General features: G+C 63.3%; 18 protein-coding genes and 2 pseudogenes. 5 read left to right on the top strand and 15 right to left on the bottom strand.

The genetic code is table 11. The annotated features are described in order from the left end of the window. The first annotated feature begins 105 nt into the window (after positions 1 to 105). The gene (locus ACZY1I_RS09100) at positions 106 to 852 is read left to right on the top strand and encodes a class I SAM-dependent methyltransferase (RefSeq protein ID WP_463754022.1); all 747 of its coding nucleotides are present in this window, start codon (positions 106 to 108) and stop codon (positions 850 to 852) included. 23 nt (positions 853 to 875) lie between these two features. On the opposite strand, the gene ACZY1I_RS09095 is transcribed toward ACZY1I_RS09100, so the two are convergent. Further along, a complete protein-coding gene (locus ACZY1I_RS09095; protein ID WP_463754021.1) occupies positions 876 to 1,130 on the bottom strand; it encodes a hypothetical protein in 255 nt (84 codons plus the stop codon). A gap of 215 nt (positions 1,131 to 1,345) precedes the next feature. Here ACZY1I_RS09095 and ACZY1I_RS09090 point away from each other — a divergent pair, with 215 nt between their 5' ends. Further along, positions 1,346 to 1,939, top strand: coding sequence for a hypothetical protein (locus ACZY1I_RS09090; protein WP_463754020.1), 594 nt, complete (start codon positions 1,346 to 1,348; stop codon positions 1,937 to 1,939). A 15-nt stretch (positions 1,940 to 1,954) separates the two neighbouring features. Here the strand turns inward: ACZY1I_RS09090 and ACZY1I_RS09085 are convergent, their stop codons facing one another. The 4 genes from ACZY1I_RS09085 to ACZY1I_RS09070 form a co-directional block, all read right to left on the bottom strand. Beyond that, positions 1,955 to 3,934: a SpoIIE family protein phosphatase gene (locus ACZY1I_RS09085; protein WP_463754019.1), complete on the bottom strand. Its 1,980-nt coding sequence runs from the start codon at positions 3,932 to 3,934 to the stop codon at positions 1,955 to 1,957. 201 nt (positions 3,935 to 4,135) lie between these two features. After that, the gene (locus ACZY1I_RS09080) at positions 4,136 to 5,092 is read right to left on the bottom strand and encodes a helix-turn-helix transcriptional regulator (protein WP_463754018.1); all 957 of its coding nucleotides are present in this window, start codon (positions 5,090 to 5,092) and stop codon (positions 4,136 to 4,138) included. 365 nt (positions 5,093 to 5,457) lie between these two features. Next, positions 5,458 to 6,135, bottom strand: coding sequence for a class I SAM-dependent methyltransferase (locus ACZY1I_RS09075; protein ID WP_463754352.1), 678 nt, complete (start codon positions 6,133 to 6,135; stop codon positions 5,458 to 5,460). 219 nt (positions 6,136 to 6,354) lie between these two features. Beyond that, positions 6,355 to 7,467, bottom strand: a complete 1,113-nt coding sequence (locus ACZY1I_RS09070; protein ID WP_463754017.1) for an acyltransferase family protein — start codon at positions 7,465 to 7,467, stop codon at positions 6,355 to 6,357. A gap of 289 nt (positions 7,468 to 7,756) precedes the next feature. Here ACZY1I_RS09070 and ACZY1I_RS09065 point away from each other — a divergent pair, with 289 nt between their 5' ends. The 3 genes and pseudogenes from ACZY1I_RS09065 (at position 7,757) to ACZY1I_RS09055 (ending at position 10,530) form a co-directional block, all read left to right on the top strand. Then, positions 7,757 to 9,076, top strand: a complete 1,320-nt coding sequence (locus tag ACZY1I_RS09065) for an acyltransferase family protein (protein ID WP_463754016.1) — start codon at positions 7,757 to 7,759, stop codon at positions 9,074 to 9,076. A gap of 53 nt (positions 9,077 to 9,129) precedes the next feature. Beyond that, complete coding sequence (locus ACZY1I_RS09060) at positions 9,130 to 9,867, top strand: methyltransferase domain-containing protein (RefSeq protein WP_463754015.1); 738 nt, start codon at positions 9,130 to 9,132, stop codon at positions 9,865 to 9,867. A gap of 41 nt (positions 9,868 to 9,908) precedes the next feature. Beyond that, positions 9,909 to 10,530, top strand: a pseudogene (locus ACZY1I_RS09055) (FkbM family methyltransferase). Between the two features lie 10 nt (positions 10,531 to 10,540). On the opposite strand, the gene ACZY1I_RS09050 reads toward ACZY1I_RS09055, so the two are convergent. The 10 genes and pseudogenes from ACZY1I_RS09050 to gmd form a co-directional block, all read right to left on the bottom strand. After that, positions 10,541 to 11,584 (bottom strand): cellulase family glycosylhydrolase, encoded by a 1,044-nt coding sequence (locus ACZY1I_RS09050; RefSeq protein WP_463754014.1) that lies wholly within the window; start codon positions 11,582 to 11,584, stop codon positions 10,541 to 10,543. Continuing rightward, positions 11,581 to 12,729, bottom strand: a complete 1,149-nt coding sequence (locus ACZY1I_RS09045; RefSeq protein ID WP_463754013.1) for a glycosyltransferase — start codon at positions 12,727 to 12,729, stop codon at positions 11,581 to 11,583. The genes ACZY1I_RS09050 and ACZY1I_RS09045 overlap by 4 nt, the downstream gene beginning before the upstream one ends. A gap of 64 nt (positions 12,730 to 12,793) precedes the next feature. Next, positions 12,794 to 13,417, bottom strand: coding sequence for a YveK family protein (locus ACZY1I_RS09040; RefSeq protein WP_463754012.1), 624 nt, complete (start codon positions 13,415 to 13,417; stop codon positions 12,794 to 12,796). Positions 13,418 to 13,432: 15 nt separating this feature from the next. Next, positions 13,433 to 14,698, bottom strand: a complete 1,266-nt coding sequence (locus ACZY1I_RS09035) for a GNAT family N-acetyltransferase (RefSeq protein ID WP_463754011.1) — start codon at positions 14,696 to 14,698, stop codon at positions 13,433 to 13,435. Next, positions 14,695 to 15,519: a glycosyltransferase family 2 protein gene (locus tag ACZY1I_RS09030; RefSeq protein WP_463754010.1), complete on the bottom strand. Its 825-nt coding sequence runs from the start codon at positions 15,517 to 15,519 to the stop codon at positions 14,695 to 14,697. Before ACZY1I_RS09030 ends, ACZY1I_RS09035 begins: the two co-directional genes overlap by 4 nt. After that, on the bottom strand, positions 15,492 to 17,777 hold the full coding sequence (locus tag ACZY1I_RS09025; protein ID WP_463754009.1) for a glycosyltransferase: 2,286 nt from the start codon (positions 17,775 to 17,777) through the stop codon (positions 15,492 to 15,494). The genes ACZY1I_RS09030 and ACZY1I_RS09025 overlap by 28 nt, the downstream gene beginning before the upstream one ends. Beyond that, a complete protein-coding gene (locus ACZY1I_RS09020; protein WP_463754008.1) occupies positions 17,774 to 19,198 on the bottom strand; it encodes an O-antigen ligase family protein in 1,425 nt (474 codons plus the stop codon). Before ACZY1I_RS09020 ends, ACZY1I_RS09025 begins: the two co-directional genes overlap by 4 nt. Beyond that, the gene (locus ACZY1I_RS09015) at positions 19,191 to 20,591 is read right to left on the bottom strand and encodes a lipopolysaccharide biosynthesis protein (RefSeq protein WP_463754007.1); all 1,401 of its coding nucleotides are present in this window, start codon (positions 20,589 to 20,591) and stop codon (positions 19,191 to 19,193) included. Before ACZY1I_RS09015 ends, ACZY1I_RS09020 begins: the two co-directional genes overlap by 8 nt. After that, on the bottom strand, positions 20,588 to 21,619 hold the full coding sequence (locus ACZY1I_RS09010) for a YveK family protein (RefSeq protein WP_463754006.1): 1,032 nt from the start codon (positions 21,617 to 21,619) through the stop codon (positions 20,588 to 20,590). The genes ACZY1I_RS09015 and ACZY1I_RS09010 overlap by 4 nt, the downstream gene beginning before the upstream one ends. Before the next feature lie 149 nt (positions 21,620 to 21,768). After that, a pseudogene (gene gmd / locus ACZY1I_RS09005) lies at positions 21,769 to 22,722 on the bottom strand (GDP-mannose 4,6-dehydratase); the annotation flags it as partial. Between the last annotated feature and the right edge of the window lie 12 nt (positions 22,723 to 22,734).

Below are 22,734 nucleotides of genomic sequence, written 5' to 3'. Positions count from 1 at the left end.
CAGGTTATGGCGCTGCCCGCCGCCCCTGCAAGGAGCAGGCGGCCCGGCGCACTAGCCTGGCAACAAGTCGCCCGTCACACGTAGGACTCCCGAAATGGACCCGCAATGATCGACAACCAAGACCGAGTCGAGCTGACTCGCGGTCTGCTCAGCAAGCCGGCCGTGCTTCGGCACGGCTACCTTGATGTATTGGGCGCATCGACGTCCTCGCCGATTCCCACGTTTGCTCAGCTCGCGATGAACAGCCCGCTGGTGGCGACCGTCTACGAGAAGTTGTGGCGTCCCACGTCGTTTTATCTCGCCAGCGGTGTCACCACGCAGGCAGAGCAGCGGCGTGCCGCCGAGGCGCTGCACCTGCCCGGTGCAAAACGCCTACTCGATGTTGCTTGCGGGCCAGGCAATTTCACGGCGCCACTGTCCGAGAAATTGTCCACCGGCAGTCTCGCGGTCGGATTCGATATCTCCGAGCCGATGTTGACCCGCGCCGTGGAGGACAACAACGGGCCGCGGACCTGTTACGTCCGCGGCGACGCCCGCGACCTGCCATTCGAAGCCGAAACCTTTGACGCTGTCTGCTGTTTCGGCGCGCTGTATCTGATGCCCGAGCCGTTCCGGATCGCTCACGAGATGGTTCGGGTGCTCAGTCCCGGTGGCCGGATCGCCATCCTGACCAGTTACACCGGGCAACCACAGCCGATCAGTCTTGCGCTGAATACGACGGCTCGCCTGATCGGACTCACCATGTTCGACGGAGATGCCTTCGTCGACCTGTTCTCCTCCGCCGGTCTGATCGACGTCGAACAGCAGACACAACGCGCGCTGCAGTTCGTCACCGCCACCAAGCCGGAATAGGGCCCGACGGCGAACCCAGCCGCCTAAGACGCAGCGGCCTCACAGATGCCGAACAACCGGACGACGGGCGTTCCCGGTTCGAAGTCGAGAACCCAGGTGGCGGCCGCGGCATCGGCCCGCGAGGTCAACCTGATCAGCGCGGGTCGGCCGTTGCGCGCAGACGTGTGCGTACTCCGAACCTGAAAGAGGCGATACTTACCGGCATCGCGGATGGCCAGCGAATACCCGGGCTTTACGGACTCGACGGGGACCTTTTGCAGGTAGTACTTCGTGCTCATGGCCCCGACAGTAGGGACGAATTATTACGGTTCGGACCCGGCCACGCTTGTCTTGGCGAATGTTCAGCTGAATCTATGTACTTCATCAGACTTCGCGCCGGATGTCGTCCCACCAGCACCTTATCTTCGGGCATCCGCGGCGCGCGACCCGCGGTCGGCCGCTGGGCTGGACTCACACAGTAGCTTTGACACATGGTCGACAACTGGGGTGTTCGATGAGCGTCGCCGGGTTCGTTCTTGGCCTGATCGCCACCGTGCTCGCCACGGCGTCGCTGGGGTGGCAAGTGGTGATATTCCTGCGCCGACGGCCGCGGCCCAAACTCACAGCGGTGGTCGGACGCTTGACGCCCGAGGGACTGGTGACCAATGACGCCAGCGGCGACGTCCGCGGGTCTCTGCTGGACACCGCCGAGCAGGTCGGGGGGATTCCGCTCATCATCGGCGTCAAAGTCGCCAACGCCGGAGGTTCGCCCTTCCACGTCGCGGGGTGGGCGATCCGCTCCGAACCCGACGGCACATCCCTGATGCCGGTCGCGAAACCCGTCGGAGGCGCCGATTTTCCTCATGTCATACCGCCGGGCGGCAGTGCGGTGTTTCTCACCGAGTTGCAGCACGCGCACCGATTCGCTCGCGGCGCCGACAGCCAGGACCACGGGGGCAACGAGGGCGACGAAAGTGACGAAACCGGCGAGGGCAGTGAGACCGCCGCGGTCCAACCACCGCGCATCGTGCTGACGGTTTCTTCGGGAGCTCGCACCTATGCAACCAAACCCATTGCACCCGAACTCATTTCGCTCGGCAAAGGCTAGCGGTCGCGCGGTCAGTCAGGTCGTAACGCGCTCGTACACGGTCGGCAACCCCACCAGGGAGAGCACGTGGTGCGCGACGCCGCCCGGTACGGCGACCAGGGTGCAGCTGCTGTTTTGCCGCTCGGCGCGCGCGCACGCCTCAGCGAGCACACTCACCGCGGCCGAGCCGAGATGGGTGGCCGCGCTCAAATCGACGCGAATGGGTGTGGTCCCGCCCTGACTGCGCGAGGAGAGGACCGCCGCAAGCGCAGGCGCGGCCAGGGTGTCGACATCGCCGAGAACCAGGATGTCGCCGTGCGCGCTGACGTCCATATCGAACGTCGTCGATGTCGGCGCATGTGGCGTGCCCGGTGCAATGCGAATGTCGGTGACGATGTGTGCGGCTCGGGTCAGTCGATGGGTCGCGGTCACGGTGGTACCGCCAGGCCCGTGCTTGACGACCGTGTCCGGAATCAGCGAATGCGCGATGGGCAGGCCACGGCCCCTGTTCGTACGACCGGTGGACGGGGGCTTCCAGGTGCCCACATCGGTGACGGTAACCCGCACGCGCCCGTCATCACCCAGTACCGCGTCGACCGTCACGTTTGCGGGAGGCGTTGCAATATAAGCATGTTCGATGGCATTGGCGACGAACTCGTTGACGGCGTGCACCAGCGGCCGCATGTTCGCGGCATCGGCGCCCACCATCATCAGCCAGTCGAGTAGCCGCACCCGGAAGGCGCCTTCGGAGGTGACCACGGCGGGGAGGTCGACGTGCAGCGGCGGTGGCGGGGTTCGCCGCTGGGCCGCGAGCAGAGTGACGTCATCGCTGTAGCCGGTGGTGCGCACCATGATTTCCACCGCTTGCGCACAAAGGCGTTGCACTGCCGGCTGGGCCAAGTCGAGTGGAAATACTTCCCTGCGCAGGACCCGGGTCGCCACTTCGGCGAACTCGACGCTGCTGGACCTTACTTCGCGGCCCGGTCGTTCGATGATGCCGTCGCTGTAGAGCAGCGCCACGTCGCCCACCGCCAAATGCGATGACTTGCTGGCGAAGCCGTAGCCGCTCGAGAGTGGGCCGGCCCCGGTTGGCTCGAGGTAATAGCCGGTACCCTCGGCCCCGATCACCAGCGGCGGCGGATGTCCGGCAGTGCAGTATTCGAATTCGCCGGTCACCGTGTCCAACCGTGCTACGCACAACGTGGCGGACTTCGCGCCGGGCACTTCCGAGGAGAACCGATCCACCGCCTCGAGGGCTTCGGTGATCCCGGCCCCGCCGCTCAACTGCATTCGGACCGCCGTCCGCAACTGCGCCATTACCGCGGCCGCCGCAACGCCGTGCCCGACCACATCACCTAGAACCAGGACCAAGTGCCCAGCCGGGTCGTTGAGCGCGTCGAACCAGTCACCGCCGGCCGCCGTGTCTTGTGTCGCGACCAGGTATCCCGCGGCGAGTTCCGCACCAGGCAATACCGGCACGTACGGCGAAAGCAACGCGCGCTGCATGAGCGTCGCCGAGTCCCGCATGGACTCATAGCGTCCAGTCATCTCGTGAGCGCGTTGTTCGGCGGCGATCCGGGCCCGGACCTGTTCGGTGGTATCTGTCAGGACGAACGAGGAGCCGGTGATGGTGCCGTCGGCGGCGCGCTGCGGGACGGCGGTGATGTTGAGGAAGCTCTCCCGGATGCCCGTGCCGTCAAGATCCACCTGCACCCGGAAGTTGGAAACGCTGAAGGGTTCACCTGTTTCATACACGCGATCCCACATCGTCATCGCGCCCTGACCGCGGAGTTCGGGCGCGAACTCGGAGATCGGCAGGCCCCGCACCGCCCGCGGATGGAATGCGCGGAACGCAGCATTGCATGCGGTGAGAATGTGTTGCGGCCCCTCCAGTGCGCCTAGACATGTCGGCACGTCCTCGTAGGCTTTGCGCACCTTTTCGGCATCACCAACGAGACGATCCAGCTCGTCTTCCCTGCTGCTCATGCCGCCCGCACCCGAGTCATCGTTGTTCATTTTAGTCGCGTGAATTCATTCGTCGGACAGCAGTTACGTAACAGATAAGCGGAGCGTGGTCGGCGCTGCCGACAACATTGACGATGACTGCCCGATTTTGGCCCACGGGCCGCGGGTCTGGCTGCGCTCAGCTCGACGCCCTCGCCTACAGGGCGCTTCAAAGTCGCTGCGCCACAGACGAATCCCTGCCGTAAGCGATGATCAGTCGGCCGCGAGCGCGACGTGCGGACTCTCCCCGTAATTCTCCCGGTAGTAGACTGAGAAACGCCCCATGTGTCCAAATCCCCAACGCCGCGCGATTTCACTCACTGTCGTTGTGGCCCGGTCCCCGGCGACGAGGTCGAGATGGGCGTAGTGCAGGCGAACCTGGCGGACGTATTCCATCGGTGTGCAGCCGCGGTGCTTTCGGAACATGTATTGCAGCGCCCGCGGCGAGACGAAAACAGCCGAGGCGATATCGGTCAGCGCGACATCGGTGTGCGCGTTCTCGTCGATGAAGGCAATCGCGCGTCGCAGTAGCAGCGGAGTGCTGTCCTGCTGGTCCTGAGTGGACAGTTCCAAACTCGCCGTGTTCGGCAGGGTGGTCAGCAATACCGTCGCCACGTATCTCTCCAGCCCTGCGGCGAGCAACGGGCTCTGGTCCAGATAACCGTCGGCCGCGACTCGTCTCAAAAATCCGATGGTGTCGAACAAGTGCCTGCCGGCGGCAGGCGAGACCGGAGTCGCCCCCGTCAGCCGCACCGGCTCATCGCTGCCGGCAGGACCGACGGCTACTTCACCCAGCAGGCTGGGCTCGATGACGAGCTGGTCGTACTGACCACGCTGAACTCGCCCTGAGTAGTACAGCCCGTCGAGTGCACCCAACGCGGCCACCTGGCCGGGCTGGACGAACGTCGTATGCCCGCCCTCCACTCGCTCCTCCAGACCGCCAGAAACCACGCGACACAGCAGGATTCGTTCCGGGGGATCCATCTCATAGCTGAAGGTGAGGCCGTAGTCGGCGACATTGAGGCCTATCGACCCGATGAAGGACCGCTCGAGGTGCAGCGTCGACGAGTCGTCGTCACAAAACCGCTGGAGTCGCATCTTCGAAAAGTTTGCGCTCAGCACAGCCTCAGCCTCGCTGAGATCTGTGGTGTCGAGTAAGACTGTGAACATAAGCGACCCCCGTGCGGATTCACACGGCATCGTTGCTGAGCCGACTGCAATACAGTATCCACCACACGAACGGCTCGATGGGTGAGATTGACGGAATTATTGAGTACTTTATCGTCTGCAAGTCTCTGAGCTGCAGAAATCACCGAAAGCGGATTGCTTAATAGGTGAATATCTCAACGATAAGTGTTCGCTTGGTGGTAGTGCCGCCGGCCGCCGATTGCCAGCGGAGTTGCCTGAGTCCGCAGCGGCGCACTACCCGACGCAGCGGCACTGTCGTCGTCAAGACCGGGTCAAGGCACCAACCGTCGGTTGCCGACGATCTGGCGGCACGTTTGCTGACGGCACGACGCAGAAGGCCGCGTGATTCAGTTCGCGGCGCGCTTCTTCAGCAGGATCCGGTGATCGAGCCAGAATTTCCGTCCGTAGGACCGCGATTGAACACCCACCACGTCCGCTCCGCTGCTGCTGAGCACTGCAACGATCTCGTCGAGGTCGCGCCCGTGCATCTTGAACGGGGGGCGCTTGCGATGTCGCAGCAGCCAAAACACGGTTTCCACGTGCGCATGCTTCATCAGAAATCGCCGCACCGGATTCCGTGAGTATTCGGTCATCTGGAAATAACCGATTCCCTCTGGCTTCAGAACCCGGACAAATTCGCGCATATAGCGCTCCGACAACGACGGCGGCATGTGTTGCAGCACGAGAAGACTGAATACGAAATCAAAAGTCTCGTCTGCGAAAATTGAGAGGTCATCGCGTTCATTGAGGACGAACTGGCACTTTGATCCGCGCGTGTTGGCGGCCCGCGCCCCCTCGATCATGCTCGCGGCGATGTCGACACCCACCGCCTCATCGAATCGATCAGCCAATGGTTGCGTGAGTCGACCCAAGCCGCAACCGAAGTCGAGGGCCTTTCCCTGGCCTAGTTCGACGTCAAACGACTCGATATATGCGAATTCGGTCGCGACTTCCTGCTCTCCGGTGCGAAAGAACTCTTCCGGATCCCAGTGTTCACTCTCCGACGTAGTCAGAATCGCCCACATTGGATTGGAGTTACCAAGCGAATCCCACGTGCGACCCAACGATTCGAGCTCGCCCATAACGAGTACTGTCCTCCCCAACCGGGCTGAAAACAAACGCCACACTGGCAAAAAATCAGCCGGCCTCTGAAGCCGTAGCAACAAAAGGCCGACGCACTCCGCACTGAGTCTCAGCAGCCTACCCACCGATCACGGGCAGGCGCGCGCTAACCGGCGCAAGCCTTAACCGCGGCGATCGCGCTTTTCGCGTCGGGTGGGCAGTTTCGGACCGTCGAAGACCCATGCCAGGCCCACCCGACGCAACACGGTCGACAGGGCAAGCGAGCCGAAGATCCCCGTCATCAAACAGGCGCCGACGAGCACGGGCACCGAGTGCACTCCCAGCATCACCAGCACGATCCGGCACCCGGAGGCCATGATGATGTGGGCCAGGAAGATGTCGAGCGATCGCCGACCGCAGAAGGCAAGGACGGACCAAGACCGCGCCGCCCGCGAGCATAAGAGCACTGCGGCAGACATCACGACCGACAGCACGACACCGACCGCCACCGTCGCGACGGTTCGACTCGCCCATCCGGCGGTCGGCGGCGTGGCGTGTGTCCAGACGGCGATGAACGTAGCGATTGCGAACAGCGCGAGCCCCGTCAAGCCCGCTGCGACGGACGGGACGGACCGCAGGCGGTCCTGCAACCGGTCGACACCGACGATCATTCCGCCGACGAGGAAGAGGATCAGCCCGAGCCCTTGGGTCCCGATCATTCCGAGGTCGAGTCCCCACAATGCGACGCTTATCACTGTCGCGATGGCCATGACCCACGGCGCGCGTCCAGACTGCCACGGCCGCAACGGCACGAAGACCAGCGTGGCGATCGCCAGGAATGGCAGGTACCACAGCTGGCCGGTGGGTGCCCAGAACCTGAACAGGATTCCCATCGAGCTCGGATTGTTGACAAGATGGGACGCCATCAGCTGGACCGAGCCCTGCAGGATGGTCCAGATCACGTAGATGGCGAGGAGCTGCCACGTCCGCTCCTGCAGATAGGTCTGCAGGGAACGTTTTCTCAGCGACTTGGCCACGAAAACTCCGCTAAGGAATGCGAAGACGCTCAGTTCCCAGATGCAGAGCACCCTGTCGACCTCGGGAAACCACGAGTTCTGGCCAAGCAGATGTCCGGCATTGAGGCCCCGCAGAACGTGGGTGAGCACGATGCCGAACACGGCGAAACCCCGGGCGACATCAATGGTGGCGTCCCGTTCAGGTGGGGCCGTTTTGACGGCGGCCTTCGTCGCCGGCAAGGCCGTGGCAGGCTCCCCGTCCCGCGGTTCACTGGTCATCGACGCAGACTCCTTGGCGACCGCCGAGGCGCGACGCAACCCGCCGGCGCGCTCTGAAATTCTGGCACCTATCACTATCTACCCGCCTCAGCCTTCCAGCGCAGGCCAGGTGGTTGGCGCAGCGCGTGCACCCCGCCTCCCGCGCCCGGGGTCCTCACATACCCACCATGCACCGATTTACGGGGTGTACATACCGTTTGTAAAATCCGGGCTGTGGGTAACCCGAACTTCAAGTCTCTAAACAGGGGGGCCGTTTAGTTACGTCGGGACGATAGGCGGTTGACAAACCGTGGGGGAACAACAGATCTTGTCGCAGAAAATACTGCCGCAGGACGAGTCGGCGCAGAACGAGTCGACGCAGCCTGCCGAAAAATCAGGAGCCGCACGCGCGGCGCCCGCGCCGGACCGCGCTGCCGCCGGCAAGTCGAAGCGGGCGGCCGACGTTGCGGCCGGTAAGGCCACTTTCGATGGGTTCAGCGCGATCCACCGCTTCGACGCGTTGGATGGATTGCGCGCGCTGAGTGTCATCGCGGTGATCTGGCACCACACGTCCGGCAGGCCGGGTCCGTCGATCTCCAGCAGAGGCGACTTTGCGCCCGACTTGTTCTTCGCCATCAGCGGGTTCCTGATCTGCACCCTGCTGATCCGCGAGTACAACAAGCACGAACGAATCTCATTGCGCAAGTTCTACATTCGACGAACACTGCGCATCTTCCCGCTCTACTACGCGACGCTGCTGCTCTGCATCGGGACAACGTTCATCTCGTCGCGGCACGACGACCAGGTGGAGCAGCGATTCATCCACCACCTCCCCGCATTCGCGACCTACACCTCCAACTGGGTGGTCGAACAGGGCGACAAGTTCTACCTGGCCTGGACACTGGCGACCGAGGAGCAGTTCTACTTGTTGTGGCCACCCCTGCTGATCGCGGCTCTGGCGATCGGGCGGCGGAAGATCTGGGCTCCGTTAGTGGCATTGAGCGTGTTGATCATCATCTCGCAAGGATCGCGGTTCGTACTCGACACATCGGTGCTGCCGGGCCGGATTCCATCGAGCATGTCGTTGTCTATCCTGCTCTCCTGCGCCGCCGCGCTCGCGGTCAGCACTCCGCGCGGATTTGCTTTACTGGCAAGCATTCTCGGCCGCCGCTGGTCGGCGCCGATCGTCGCGGTGGTGTTGTTGACGGTCCTCGCGTTTGCCCCGCAGCAGCAGCTCACTCAGGTGTTGATCGTGTCTCTCGTGGTGAGCGTCTGCCTGTTCGAGCGCACCCCGCTGCACCCGCTGCTGCAGTGGCGGCCGCTGGCATTCGTCGGGGTGATCAGTTACGGCGTCTATCTGCTGCACATGCTGGGGGCCAACTCGATCAGCAAGTTCCTCCACCTGCACGACGGCCTGCTGCTGTTCGTAGCGACGATTGTCACCTCGATCATCGCCGGCTACCTGAGCTTCCACTACTTCGAGACCCCGATATTGAAGTTCAAGCGGCGCTTTGAGACCAACACCCAGCGCGAAGGCGACGAATTGAACCGCATACCTGCCGGTAACGGGCAGAGCCGCACGGCTCGCGTCGGGAACCGGGCCCGAAAGCTACTGGGTGTGACGCGATGATGCGCAATACCCACCGTCGAGAAATCTTCAGCGAAGAAAAATAGGAGTGCACGATGGCGACCTATCCCCCCGGCCTGCACCACTCAGCGATGTGGGACCAGTTCAAGAACGTCTGCGCCGAGTTGATCCGAAATGGTAACTGCAAAGACATCTGCGAGATCGGCGCGGGCAGAGACCCGCTCTTCTCGCTTGCGGAGATCGAAGAACTCGGAGTCAACTACACCGTCGTAGATGTGGATGCGACTGAACTAGAACTCCTCCCTGAGGGATTCCACGCATTGGTGGCGGATCTGTGTGAACCCGGGGTAATCGGAGTCGGAAACCAATTCGACTTCATCTTGTCCCGGACGGCCGCAGAGCATATGCGCGACGGCGAGATGATGCATCGAAACACCCTTGCGCTGCTGCGCCCCGGCGGCGAGGCGATTCACATGTTCCCGACGCTGTACCACCCTATTTTCGCCGTGAACCGGGTGCTCCCCGGTTGGGTCAGCGACGTGCTACTCAATCGATACGATCCACGGGCGAAGCCCAAATTCAAGGCTTACTACTCGATGTGCCGCGGCCCATCGCGGCGCATGCTGCGCCGTTTCACTGCGCTGGGCTTCATCGTCGCCGAACACCGTCCGTTCTACGGGCACGACTACTTCAAGAACGTCGGTGTGCTGCGGCGGGTCGACGATCGAGTCTCGGCCTGGGCGGCACGTCGCCGGAACCCGTATCTCACCACCTACGCCTGGGTGCGGTTGCGCAAGCCGGCAGCCTTCGAAGCAGCAGTTCAGACGCACTGACCACCGCGGGCCGTCGGCAGAGTCGCGGCTAGCATTGCGCGATGGGTTTGCTGCGCCGAGCCCGCTCAGTAGCACGACGGGTCGGGATCGATGTGTCGCGGTACGACCCTGCCCTGGACTGGAATCGGCAATTCGTCAAGCAACTCCAATCGCGTCACGTTGATGTGGTGCTGGATATCGGAGCCAATGCGGGGCAATACGGCGCGGATCTGCGCTGGTCCGCGTACCAGGGCCGCATCGTGTCATTCGAACCACTGGCGGGACCGTTCTCAATTCTGCAAAGCGCCGATGCTGCGAAGTCACCGTGACGCCTTTCCGGCCGCGAACTATGTCGGCACCGAGCAGGTACCCATGCGCCGACTTGATTCACTGGCGCCAGAAATTCTGGGACCTGCCGAACTGGCCTTTGTCAAGATCGACGTTCAGGGATATGAGGAAACGTTCCTTGCCGGCGGCAAGTCGACGTTGGCTGAGCGCTGCGTCGGTATGCAACTCGAATTGTCGCTGAAGGCGCTCTATGAAGGCAGCATCCTGATTCGCGACGCATTCGATCTGGCGTACTCGATGGGCTTCTCGTTGACCGGGCTGATGCCGATTGTTGCAGACCCGATCAATGGCCGACTTCTGCAGACCGACGGAATCTCCTTCCGGAACGAGGATTGACCGGAAACCGTTAGTCCAGCAACGCTTTGGCCGCTGGCTTCAGGCTGAAATCCCGGCGTATCAGACCGAAGTTCTGCTGGATATCATTGCGATCGTCACCGGCGTCGCGAAGCTCGTAATAGATGAGCGGACCTGCCCAATCCCACGATTGCACCTGGCGACGCGACTGCAAGATGGTCGCGGCTTGATCCTCCGCCGACATTGCGCCCAGCACTGTGCCGGTCGCAGCGCCGAATTCGGTGATCCAGACTTTCTTCGCACCGTCCCCGTGCCGGACCATCAATTTGTGCACCTCGGGCAGGTCATTGAATCCGCCGACCAACGCAGGCGGACGCTCGGTCGGCAGCCAAGGGAAGCTGTAGGGGTGAATCGCTATCGCATTGGCTAGCTGGGCGGCGCCGTTCTTGTACAACGCCTCGAGATACGTCGTTTGGGAGACTGTCCTGCCATCGGCGGAATCGGCTCCTCGCGTGAGTCCCGCGGTCAGCACGGTGGCGCTGGGATCGGCCGCGCGAATCGCTCCCGCCGCGGCTTTGAATAACTCACCGTACTTGTTGGGATCGGGGCGCGGCTGCCAGAAGTCACTGGTATTGGGTTCATTCCAGATTTCCCATACGACGCCCGACGGACCGTAGCGTGCCGCCGCTGCCGCTGCGAAGTTCGCGTAGTCGGAAATCTGCACGGGTGGAACATGACTGGTGGTACCCGGAGGGCGTGCCCACTCCGGCGTGTAGGCAAGAATTGCCACCACCTTCATCCCGTGGGCCGACGCCTCATGCACAACGCGATCGGGGTAGTCCCAATTGAAGTGCCCGCGTTGGAATTCCAGCCAGGACCAGTCGAAGTCGGCTCGGATCCACTTCACGTTCATGGCCGTCATGAGGTCGAACTCGCGATTCACCGTCTCCTGGTCGGCGTTGGCGATATCAACGCACATACCAAGCTGGGCCGGCTCCAGGATCTTTATCGGCAACACCGCGATGACGCCCATCAAAGCAGCAGCAACTAACAGCCACAAGAACATTCGGCGTACCGCCAAGGGCAGACGCTTCACCAAGTTTTCGGCCTTTCCGACATCACGCCACGGACAACTTCGGCGATATCCGTCAGCGGCTCTGGCGCGGAATCGATTCGATAATCGCTCAACGGCTTTTCGAGTGCATCTTGAAGCGCCACAACGCTGTTCGACTCGAAGATCATGTGACGTGCACCCGATGCGCGCGCGGCCTCCACAATGCCCGGGCGATCAGCGAGCAGCACCGGAACATCGGCCCGCGCCGCCTCGACGACCACCAACCCGAACGGCTCAAGCCACACCGACGGGACGACGAGGACGTCGATCTCGTCGAAAAAGGGTGCCAGGTCGGTTTGCCCTCGCCACTCGACGCCGGCAGGCGCGCGTGCCTTGAGTCCGTCGACATATGCACGTTCGCCCTCACCGGCCACGATCAGACGCTTGCCGGTGTCTGCGAGCGCGGCAAGAAGAACGTTCACGCCCTTGGCGTCGGTCAACCGGCCCAGGTAACCGATGGTCGACGGCGGGCCAGCGGTGCGATCCCGACCCGAGCCGGCCACCCGAGTGGCGGCCGCGGTGGGGTGGACGATGGCCGCGTCGTTGAAGGCGGACAATCCCCGCTTTGCATGCTCTGCCACCACTGCCCTTGACACGCCGACGATTTGGCCGCCCGGCCACCTCCGTCGGGTGGCGCGCACTCGTGGTCGGCACATCCGGCAGACGTCGTCGGAAATCTCGCCGTGCCACAGCGTGGTCGCGTTGCATAACAGGCTGTAGTCGTGAACGACGTGCACGATCGGGATACCGCGCTCGCCCGCGACCACCCAGGGCGCATAACCCCAGCCGCGCAGGTTGTGGCTGACCAACACGTCGGGACGGATCTCGTCGAAAATCTCCTCGACGGTGTTGCGGGCCAGTAGCGCGAGGGTGTCCAAAGCATGCCACAGGGCCCGCGGGACGAAGCCGCGTTGGTCACCGTCGAATGGCCAGAAGATATTGCTGATCGGGTGTGCCGACGGTGTCGCGCTGCCGTCAGACCCGCGAGCCCGCAGGCCCCGGTTGTGTACCTCAAAACCGGCCTGCTCCAGCTGTTCCCCGAATGAGCCGACAACGCGCTCTGCACCGCCGTACCGGGCCGGCGGCACCATCGACGACAGCTGCAGGACCACCTGCAACTGATTCACCGCATCCTCCAACCACCCATAGGTGGGATCGTACTGATTTCGGTGTTAGGACTGAGTCCGCAGATCAAGACTGCGGCCGGATCGACCGCCATCCACCGCGCTGGCGCATGAACTCCAGACCAACCGCGACGACGATTCCAATGACCAGTCCAGCCACCACACCGACCGTGATGTAAACGAAAACGCCAAGGTTCGACTTGCTCTGGGGCACCGTCGCCGGTCCCACCGCCGTCACCTTGATATTGCCGTTTTCGATGCGCGAGATGGCCTGACCCATCTGCGTCAGCGTGGCGTCCGCGATGCGGGCCGCCGTCGACGGATCGCTGTACTCCGCGCTGACCTCGATAACGGCTCTGTCCGCAAGGCTTTTCGACGTCACTCGGCCGCTGAGAGTAAGCGGAGTTTCCTGCAGGTGCAGATCGTTGACGACCGGGGTCAGCACAGGCGTGGTCTTGCCGAGTTGGGCATAGCTCGTCATTCTGTCCAGGATGTACTGCGAGCCGTTGGCCAGCGTGTAGGGCGGGCGGCTCTCCGGCGAGGTCACCGTCAGCAGCCCCTCGGCAGTCGCCGTGTAGGTCGGCGGGCTGAGCACGCCGAACAGGCCTGCCAGCAGTCCCAGCGCACCCGTGATCAGAGCGACCGCCAACCAGCGTTTTCGCACCGCTTGCACTACCGTTGCGACGTCCATGATCTCTCCCTAGTCCTAAGAATTCCTGAGCCGCGACAACTGGTAAGCCGTCGCCGCCCGCTGCTGACTTAAAGCCCTCGCTCCGTAGGCGATTTGGCCGACTGTCCGCGGGAAGTCCGATGTGCCCTCGGAATCGGCCTTGACGCGGTGCCAGCGAGCCTCATGGTGGTGAGTGAGCGCAAGACCGGCATGGGCGAAAGCCCCGAAAAGCCAACGTGATCGGCGATCTGTCCGCACGATCGAGAAATCGTGGTAAGTCGCGACCGTGGAACTCCAGCGGTTCTTCGACGTGCTGGGTCCGGTCGAGAGGTTCAGCGTTCTGCGCCCGAGTTCGACCGCTTCCGACAACGCGTTGTAGATCAACGTGGTGTTGAGGCTCAGCTCCCAGTAGAGGGGATCCAGCCCGCTGGCCGACAGGTAGTCGTTGTGGCCGTCGGAGAGCACGAGTTGCGCCGCGATGGCCCTGCCTTCGTGCTCGGCCAGGTACATCCGGGCCAACCCGTACTGGGCAAGGTTGCGCACCGCCTCGACGAAGAACTCACCTTCGGCGCCGCCGAGTATGTCAGGGTGTTCGACCTTATTCGGCATCCTCGAGCGCATCCGGTGCAACCGCGCCAGTTTCGGGATGGCGGCCTCGACGTCAACCGGATCTGACGCAGAGTGAAAACTCACCCCGCCCAACTTCGCCGAACGATTACGGCTGCGACGCAGTGATTCTCGGACGTTGCGCTTCAGCAGACTCTTGAGATCTGCTGTGTCGGTTGGCAAATCGTCGAAAACCACACAGGGCCGCGCCTTGGAGTGCCGGATTATCGCGCCAGACCGGTCTTCGAGCCACTGCGGCAGCAACCAGCCCTGGGCGGGTCCGAGGGACAGCTGTGCCCAATTCCAGCCTGGCAGCCCCTCCAGGTGCTGCACCACCGCCCGCACCACCTCGCTGGTGCGTTCCGGCAGCGCGAGCACTTGAACCACCTCGGTCAGAGCATGGTTACGCCCGGCGCCGAGCGGCTGAACGCAGGTCGCACCCAGCCCGCCCACCCCGCGCTGTTGCCAATACAGCGGTGCGACCCCGATCAGCGAGCGGTCCAACGAGAGATCCCGCACGACAACACATTCCAGGTCGCCTTCGGGTACGAAATGCTTGGCCCAGGTCTCCACCCAGGCCGGATGCTCGAAAGGCGACCCGGGAGCGGCATCCCAATGCAGCTTGGTCCATTCGCTCCTCAAGTCTGCCAACCCACCAAGATCACGGACGGCGCTGACCTCGATCCGCGGGCTCACGACGGCCGCCCGGATGTCAGTTGAACAGCGGCGGCAGACTTGTTCGGACGCAGGGCGACTGCGCGGAATGACTGCGCCAGTTGCCGGACCAGCGCATAGCTGAACGCAATGAGGGTGTCCAAGGCCCGCCAGCGCAGGACTGGAGAGTTGAGATGGCGAACCATCCGCCTGCCATCGCGATAGAGCGACAACGCTGACCTGTTCGCACTGATTCCGGTGCCGTCGAAGTCGCAAAGGAAGTCGGCGAGTGGCAGCGGCGGCGCGAGGTCAGCGGCACACAGCATGAGCAGTTGGTCTGCTGCTATCCCGAATTCCTCGTCGTAGCCACCGATCCGCCAGAACAATTCGCGCCGAATTGCGGTCGCCTGATGCGGCATCGGTCGCAGCAGCACCGCAAAGTTGAACATCCGGAACGGGACGATGCCCAGCGTCGAATGCAGACTCCCATCTGAATTCACCACGCGCGCCAGGCCATAAAACCATTCCGGACGCGTCTCGGCCTCTTTGATCGCGGTGGCGACGCGGTCCAATACCAACGGATCGCCGAACGAGTCACCCGCGTGCATGAACCACAGGTACTCACCGCTTGCCATCCGGGAGCCCTTGTTCATCGCGTGGTAGCGACCGCCGTCTGGCTCGCTGACCCAGGTGCCGTCGAAGTTCTCGGCGAGCCACTCGGCTGTGCCGTCGGTTGACCCGCCGTCGATCACTATGTGTTCCAGATCGCAGAACGTCAGCGACCGCACGGATTCAACCGTGCGCCGCAAGCCCTCCAGGTTTTGGTAGGTGATCGTTACGATGCTGAATAACGGTGCCGCCACCAGCTCTCCTTTATCACGGCGCCGCCGCGTCTAGTCGAAGGTCCGCTGCCGTCGTGGCAGAACGCGTCGTTACGCGGTGTTGCCTCCGACTTCCGCAGCAGCCTTCGGTATTCGAGCGCCAGGACCACCTCAGGGCTGTCCTTGCGCAGTTCGGCCATCAATTCGAATTGCTCCCGGATGCGACGTATGCGCGCGGGTTGCCGGCTGAGGGCACGGATCATTTGCACGGCTTCCGCGGCATCGTCGAATTGCCAGTCATCTGGCAACATGAAGCGGTAGGCCGGATTTCGCCGGATCACTACGGGCAGGCCGGCATCCATGGCATCAATGGCCGCGATCGGCAGCGCCGCTTCCCATCCGGCCGTGTGCACATAGGCGGTATGCCCGGAGATTGCCGACGGCACCTGCTCTACCGGCAGCCACCCCGTCACCTCAACACCGGACAACTCCAGGTTGTCACGGGTGTGTCCGACTCCGTCGCCCACCCACGTCGCCGTGACGTCGTCGGCGCCCCGCAGCATCGAGACGATCTGGACGAACATGTCCGGATCCTTCTGTGGCGCAACCCGTCCCACTGTCACGATGCTGATGGCATCCGACTCCGGGCGCGTGGGCGCGGTGACCGCTGCCGTAGTTTCATGACCACGTCCGCCGAACGAGTTCAGCAGGTTGACCACGTCCGCCTTGGATCCGAGTTGTCGCGCGAGCTCCCCCTCGTGCGGGCTGACGCAGACGAATGCGGCTGTTCGGCGCGCGAGCAGGAACTCCACACCGCGGTAAGCCCACCGCTGCATTCTGGAGATGTCGCGTCGTTCGAAGGCGAAGCAGTGCGGGCTGTAGACCACGATCTGCCGCCGCCGCAGTAGGAATCTGAGCCGGCCCACCCCGCCTGCCATCGACGAGTGCAGGTGCACGATATCGGGTTTGATCTCGTCGACGGCGGATCCGATTGCCCGCCAGAGGTTCGGCAAGCCGGGCGCGATAATCCGCGCGTTCACAAAGGGATTCGAGCCGCCAAGCTCGTCGAGGAGACCCGAACCGCGGTCTTGGGCCAGCAGCGAGGACTCGACACCCTGGTGTTGAATCGCCCTCGCGTAGCCGATGATTGCGGATCCGGTACCCGCCGAGAATGTCTCGGTGACGTGCAAGATCCGCAGCGGCGATTGCCGGGTGTCAGAGTGCTCGTCTGCCGCGGAGGATATCTCGGGCGCGAAGAGCGTTTCCGCGGTGCGCGACCAACTGAATCGTTCGGCATTGTGCTTCGCCGACGAGCTGAGATCCTCGCGCAACTCGCGGGAAGCGATGACCTCCCTCACGAGGGCTACGCATTTGCTGAAATCCCCTACCGGATAGCCGAGTCCACCTTCGCCGGCAACTTCGGTCATGGCCGAACCCATCGCGTAAACCGTGGGGCAGCCGAACCTGCCGGCCTCGACGATCGGAAGTCCGAAGCCCTCGTACGCGGACGGTGCCACCAGCACGCCGGCCTCGTTGTAGAGCCTGTTGAGCCGACCATCGTCGATACGGCCGAGGAAGCAGACATTTTCGCGATGCACCAGGGCCACATCGCGGAAGACATGTTGTGCACCGCCAACCACAACCACGCGGATGCCGGCACTGGACAGCGCGTCGGCTGCGGCAACGACGTTCTTGTGCGGGGCCAGGTTGCCCACGATCAAGGCGTACGACCCGGGCTCGAACGGTAATGCGGCCCTGGGGCCGGCCAGTCGATGTCGATCGACATGATCCGCGCCGCAGGGCGCCAACTGGAATCGGCACTCCGAAACTCTCAGCACGGAGGCCAATTCGGCCCTGCTGAACAGCGACACCGTGAAGACGCGCTTTGCGGTGCGCGACAGCACCGAGTACAGGATGTGATACCACAGGACGAAAAGCGGCCGGAACGTCTGAGGGTTGCGGAACGGCATCGCGTCGTGCATGACCATTGTCTGATCCCGCTTGGCCAGCGGCGCGGGCCCGGCAAGCGAGTAGAGATGTTTGCCGCGGGAATGCCAAGGCAGTGCCAACTGCTCGAACAGCTGGCCACGCAAGCGGGACCGGACGATCCGGAAGTTCGCGGCCCACGGTGGCTGCACCGCGTCTTTGGGCACGATCAGCGTCACCTGCGGCGCGATCGCGGTAGCGCTGATCGAACGCATCACTTCGGTCGCGTAACGCTGCGTGCCAGAGGCAGATTGGGCCAGCCACTTGCCGTTGACGCAGATTGTGACCGGTTCACTTCCTGTTTCCACTATCACGTGGCCACCTTCAGATCCGTGCGCCAGACGCGGCCGCTCGACTCATCATCCGGGGCATCGCTGACTGTCGTTGTCCGCGAAAGCCCCGGTTTCGCAACTCCTTCGGCGGAACGCCGACTTACGATCGGGTAACTCAAGAATGTCGCCGGGATCGCCCAGATCAACCAATCGCAAGTGTCGATCGGCCACGGGCGCTCCGTTGCCGCCAGCACGAAGACCGGTATCAGCACGGAACCCATGACCAGGCTGTAGTTGGGTCGGGCCTGCCACAGCAGCAATCCCAGCGCCGCGAGAAACAGAATCGAACCGATGAGGCCCGTGGAGTAGAGGACCTGCAGCCACTCGTTGTGGACCGAATAGGAGGCGGTCGGGTCGATCATTCCGCTGTCCCGCACATGCTGCCAGCCCAACATTCCGGTGCCGTAGAGCAATGTCATGGGTTCAGAGAGTGCGTTCCGCGCCATCATCCACAGGGATGTTCGACCATGAAACGCGGTGGGATCCGTAGACAGGAACGGCAGACCAATGCCGACGGCTACCAACACCGCAAGTCCGGCGTACAGCAACCCGCTACGTACCGGCGTCGCGACGGCGTGGCGGATGTTGGGTCGCAGCGCGACCAGCGCGACCAGGGTGACGGCCGAGGCAATCATCCCCGACCGGCCCCCGGTCAGCATAATGAGACCGACGGTGTAGGCGGACAGTACGGGACCCTCCCACGAACCGAAGCCTATGTAGATAAAAGGCACGGCAAGCGTGAGGAACATCGCCATGGCGTTCGCGTTCTCCAAGATGCCGCGAAAATTGAAGCCGAGCAGCCCGCACTTGTCAGCGGTGTAACTGTCTGTCGTACAGGGGAACACGCTGAAGTCTTTGTGAATGATGAAGGTCAGACCGCTCGCAATCGCGACAATCATGCAGGCGGTGCCGACGCCGAGGTGTATGCCCATCCCACGGGGCGCGACAGTGCAGACCGCCACGACAGCCAGAAACACCAGCGACAGCGGCCGGAACGGATTGTCACCGTGGATGAGTGCCGATTCCGCTGAGACGATCCCCATCAAGAGGAAAAGCACCGCAGGAATGTTGAGGACGGTGTCACCCCGCCGGAATCGCACGACGAACGCAACCGTCGCGAAGAGTCCCAACCCAAGGATGAGGACCTGCATCGCGAGGTGCGCGCTGGCCGGCACCGCCCAGACGGTGCTCTTGTAGTACGCGTTGGTGCTTTTCGTCCAGATGCCGAAGAACGTCACGAAGATTTCCACGGTGCTGACGGTCAGCATCACCATCGCAAAGCCGAACTTGGTTGTACCCGTCCACTCCCCGCGCGCCATCGACTTCCGCAGGGCGCTGAACAGGATCAGCGCGGCGACTATCGACAGCGCCCCCATGCCCGCCGATACAACTGACTCACCCATCGGCCGGCTCCGCGTCGCGCCGGCGGAGTGCGGCTTGCCTGGAAGTGGTGCGGTTCGCGACGACCAACCCGGGGATCAGCTGGCACACGGCCACCGTGATCGCGGAGGCCCAGACCGGTCCGGCGGCCCCCATGGTTCCCGCCAGTACCCAGGACAGCGGCAGGTTTGTGACGACGAGCGCCAGAACGCAGACTGCCTGGAATCGCAGCTGTCCCGGCGAGATCAGCATGATGCCGGACGCCAGGTGGACCGCCTGCACCACCAACAGCGCGGCGAAGGCGAACAACAACGACCACCGCGGGTGGGACGAGTCCGCGCTCATCCATTGAATCGCCAAGGGACTCAGCAGCAGAAATCCCGCCGCTGACACCAGGCCACCTGTACCCAGCACCGCCATTCCGGTCAACCAACTCTTGCGCTGTGCCTCCACAGGCAGGTTCTTGGCGGCGAAATGGGGCCACAATGCCAGTCCCGCAACCGAGATCACCGACCACAAGGGTGTATAGAGCTGAACCACGTAGGAGTAGTCCGAAAGGCTGGCGGGGTCCACTCGGTGCGAAAGGACAATGCGGTCCGACTGCAACGCCAACGGCAGACCGATCATCACCGCAAACATCGGCAGGGCGGTTGCGGAAATCGCCAGGCCCGGAAAGCGCTGCGGTCGAAGCACTTTGCGGAGTAGGCCGGCCATGATGGGCCGGTCGGTGCGGTGCGCGCGCAGCGCGGAGAATATGTAACCGAGTAGCACACCGACCGGGATCGGCAGGACGTACGCGAGGGTTGGGGCCTTCAGGACGTACAGCACCGCAGTGATCGCCAGCGACGCCGGACCGGACACGCCGGCAAGAAGCACCGCTTCGTGCAAACGGCCGCTACCTCTGAGCACATCGGCTCCGAGTGCAAAAGGCAGCGACACACAGAAAGCCGAAAGGGTCAGCACTGCGGCAAGATTCGCATCGGCACTGAAGTTGCTGTCATGCATTCCGAGCAAGGTGGGCCAGGCTCCGAGCAGAGCGATAACGGTCGCGACGACGCCGAGCAGTGCACCGGCACACAACGTGGTGCGGATCGCGGTTAGCAGGGTTCGCTGGAAATGGTCGGCGCCCGTGGGCGTTTCGTGCACCTGGGCGCGTCCCGTCGCGACGGCGGCGCCGGCCCCCAGATCGGCGAACATCAGCAGCTGACTCAGCATGGCCACCAACATGACCGCGCCGAACTGGTCGATGCCGACGGCAAGCGTGGTGAGACGAGAGACGATAAGCCCGCACACCGCACTCACCGGGAGTACGACTACGCGGGCGCCGCCGGTCGCCAGCAGCGATCGCCAAACGGACCTTTGCCGCCCGACCTCGGTGCTACCGACCGTTTCAGGGGACACGAGTTCAGTGGTCACCGGCCCACTTTCCGGGAAAAGTCGCGTCCATCCCCGACCCGAAGCATCACGACGCTCGGGCTGTCGTCGTCCGCGTCCGCCTTCGGTTTCACCGGCACGGCAGGCTCACGGGGGCCGCTCCGGCGGGACCGGATGAAGCGGAAGGCGAGAATGCCCAGGCCCAGCCCGACCACCAGGCCGCCCAGTGTTTTGAGGAATCCGCCGGTGGCCTCTGGCTGCTCCGGCGCGATCGCCGGTTGGACCGGGACGATCTGCACCGGTGGACGTTGGCCGTTGTCGCCCTCCAGCGTCGCGACGGAACGAGCGAGGTTGGCCATGACCGAGTCGGCCAAGTGGGCCGCAGCCTGGGGATCGCGGTCTTCGACCGTCACCCACAGCATCACGCCTCCGGTAGAGGAGACGTTCACATTCTTTGCTATCTCGGCGGCGTCGGGGCGATGTAACTCGTTGATCGCCGCCTGAATAACTTGCGGAGAAGTTGCCAGCTCGGCGTAGCTCTGTACCCGCTGCAAGGCAAACTGTGAGCCGCTGAATGGATCGCTGTGGTACGGATTGTCGGCGGGCAGCGCGGTCATGCTGACCATCGCTGCCGACTGCGACTTGTACATCGCCGGAGCCGAAGCCCCCCAGGTCAATCCCACGAGCAGGCCGAGCACCCCGAGAATCGGGATCAGCAGCCAATGCCGTGGCGAATAGTTGAATTTGAGGCGATGACCGTCGGGCCGTTTCTCGGCAGCGGCAGTCGACGACTTTTTACCCGCATGGGGCGGTCGGCGAAATAGCCGCTTGCGCCGATCCGGCTTGTCGGCTTCCGGTTCATCGGACGACGAGGCCTCGGGCGCAACTTGTGGTTTCGCGGGTGTTCTGCCATCCGGCGGTCCGCCGAGCCGTGACTCGACCCACTCGCTGGGAGACATACCCAGCGCCTGCGGTACACCGAGGCGAGCGCCTTCCTCTACCTGGCGCCGTGCGCCAGCAACAATTTGGCCGAGGCCTACGGTGTATTCTTCGGCGTCTTCGGGATTCATTGGACCTGCTACCCGACTTCGGTGAGATGCGGCTTCACAAATGTAGCGCGGTTATCGTCGCTGGTGGGAACTTGTGCGGGCTTGGCGTCAAACCTGTGGGCGTGCCTCTGGCGCTCTTTGTTGGCAGCCTGATCCATGGCCGTCTCGTAGTCGGCGTCCACCATAAGCCGGGCCAGTTCCGGCATGTAGATCTGCGGCGTCCAGCCGAGCTCTGATTCGGCCTTCGAGGCGTCACCGATGAGCGAGTCCACTTCGGCGGGACGGATGTAGCGCTCGTCGAACTTGACGTACTTCTCCCAGTCCAGGCCTGCGTGATCGAAGGCGACCGAGACGAAGTCGCGCACGGTGTACGACGTGCCGGTGGCCAGCACGTAGTCGCTGGGTTCGGGCGCCTGCAGCATCCGCCACATGCCCTCGACGTACTCCTTGGCGTAACCCCAGTCGCGCGCGGCGTCCAGGTTGCCCAGGTACAGATCCTTATCCAGCCCGGCTTTGATCCGTCCGACAGCCCGGGTGATCTTCCGGGTAACGAAGGTCTCTCCACGCCGGGGCGATTCGTGATTGAACAGGATCCCGTTCACCGCGTACATCCCATATGCCTCGCGGTAGTTGCGGGCCATCCAGTAGCCGTACACCTTGGCAGCGCCGTACGGGCTGCGGGGGTGAAAAGGGGTGTGCTCGTTCTGCGGCGGCGGCGTCGCGCCGAACATCTCCGAACTCGATGCCTGATAGAACCGGCATTCCAGCCCGATCATGCGAATCGCTTCGAGCAGACGAGTCGTGCCGATGCCCGTGGTGTCGCCGGTGAACTCGGGTTCGTCGAAGCTCACCCGCACGTGGGACTGCGCCCCAAGGTGATACACCTCGTCGGGCAGCACTTTCTGCAGCAGCGTCACCAGACGCGAACCGTCAGTCAGGTCACCGTAGTGCAGGAAAAAGCGGGTGTCCTCGTGCGGGTCCGTGTAGAGGTGGTCGATCCGGGAGGTGGTGAACGTGGAGCCACGCCGGATCACACCGTGCACTTCGTAGCCCTTGTCCAGCAGTAGCTCTGCCAGATAAGAACCGTCTTGTCCGGTCACACCGGTAATGAGAGCTTTCTTCACTTTTGTACCGCC

This window comes from Mycobacterium sp. IDUB_37 (assembly GCF_055419245.1).
Note: the sequence above shows the minus strand (reverse complement) of the source record. Positions and strands in the feature narration are given on the sequence as shown.

Coding starts and splice junctions, on each gene's coding strand:
- ACZY1I_RS09075 (WP_463754352.1), bottom strand. CDS start 6,135: ATGTGGGCGATTCTGACTACGTCGGAGAGTGAACACTGGGATCCGGAA.
- ACZY1I_RS09080 (WP_463754018.1), bottom strand. CDS start 5,092: ATGTTCACAGTCTTACTCGACACCACAGATCTCAGCGAGGCTGAGGCT.
- ACZY1I_RS09090 (WP_463754020.1), top strand. CDS start 1,346: ATGAGCGTCGCCGGGTTCGTTCTTGGCCTGATCGCCACCGTGCTCGCC.
- ACZY1I_RS09085 (WP_463754019.1), bottom strand. CDS start 3,934: ATGAACAACGATGACTCGGGTGCGGGCGGCATGAGCAGCAGGGAAGAC.
- ACZY1I_RS09070 (WP_463754017.1), bottom strand. CDS start 7,467: ATGACCAGTGAACCGCGGGACGGGGAGCCTGCCACGGCCTTGCCGGCG.
- ACZY1I_RS09060 (WP_463754015.1), top strand. CDS start 9,130: ATGGCGACCTATCCCCCCGGCCTGCACCACTCAGCGATGTGGGACCAG.
- ACZY1I_RS09040 (WP_463754012.1), bottom strand. CDS start 13,417: ATGGACGTCGCAACGGTAGTGCAAGCGGTGCGAAAACGCTGGTTGGCG.
- ACZY1I_RS09100 (WP_463754022.1), top strand. CDS start 106: ATGATCGACAACCAAGACCGAGTCGAGCTGACTCGCGGTCTGCTCAGC.
- ACZY1I_RS09010 (WP_463754006.1), bottom strand. CDS start 21,619: ATGAATCCCGAAGACGCCGAAGAATACACCGTAGGCCTCGGCCAAATT.
- ACZY1I_RS09020 (WP_463754008.1), bottom strand. CDS start 19,198: ATGGGTGAGTCAGTTGTATCGGCGGGCATGGGGGCGCTGTCGATAGTC.
- ACZY1I_RS09095 (WP_463754021.1), bottom strand. CDS start 1,130: ATGAGCACGAAGTACTACCTGCAAAAGGTCCCCGTCGAGTCCGTAAAG.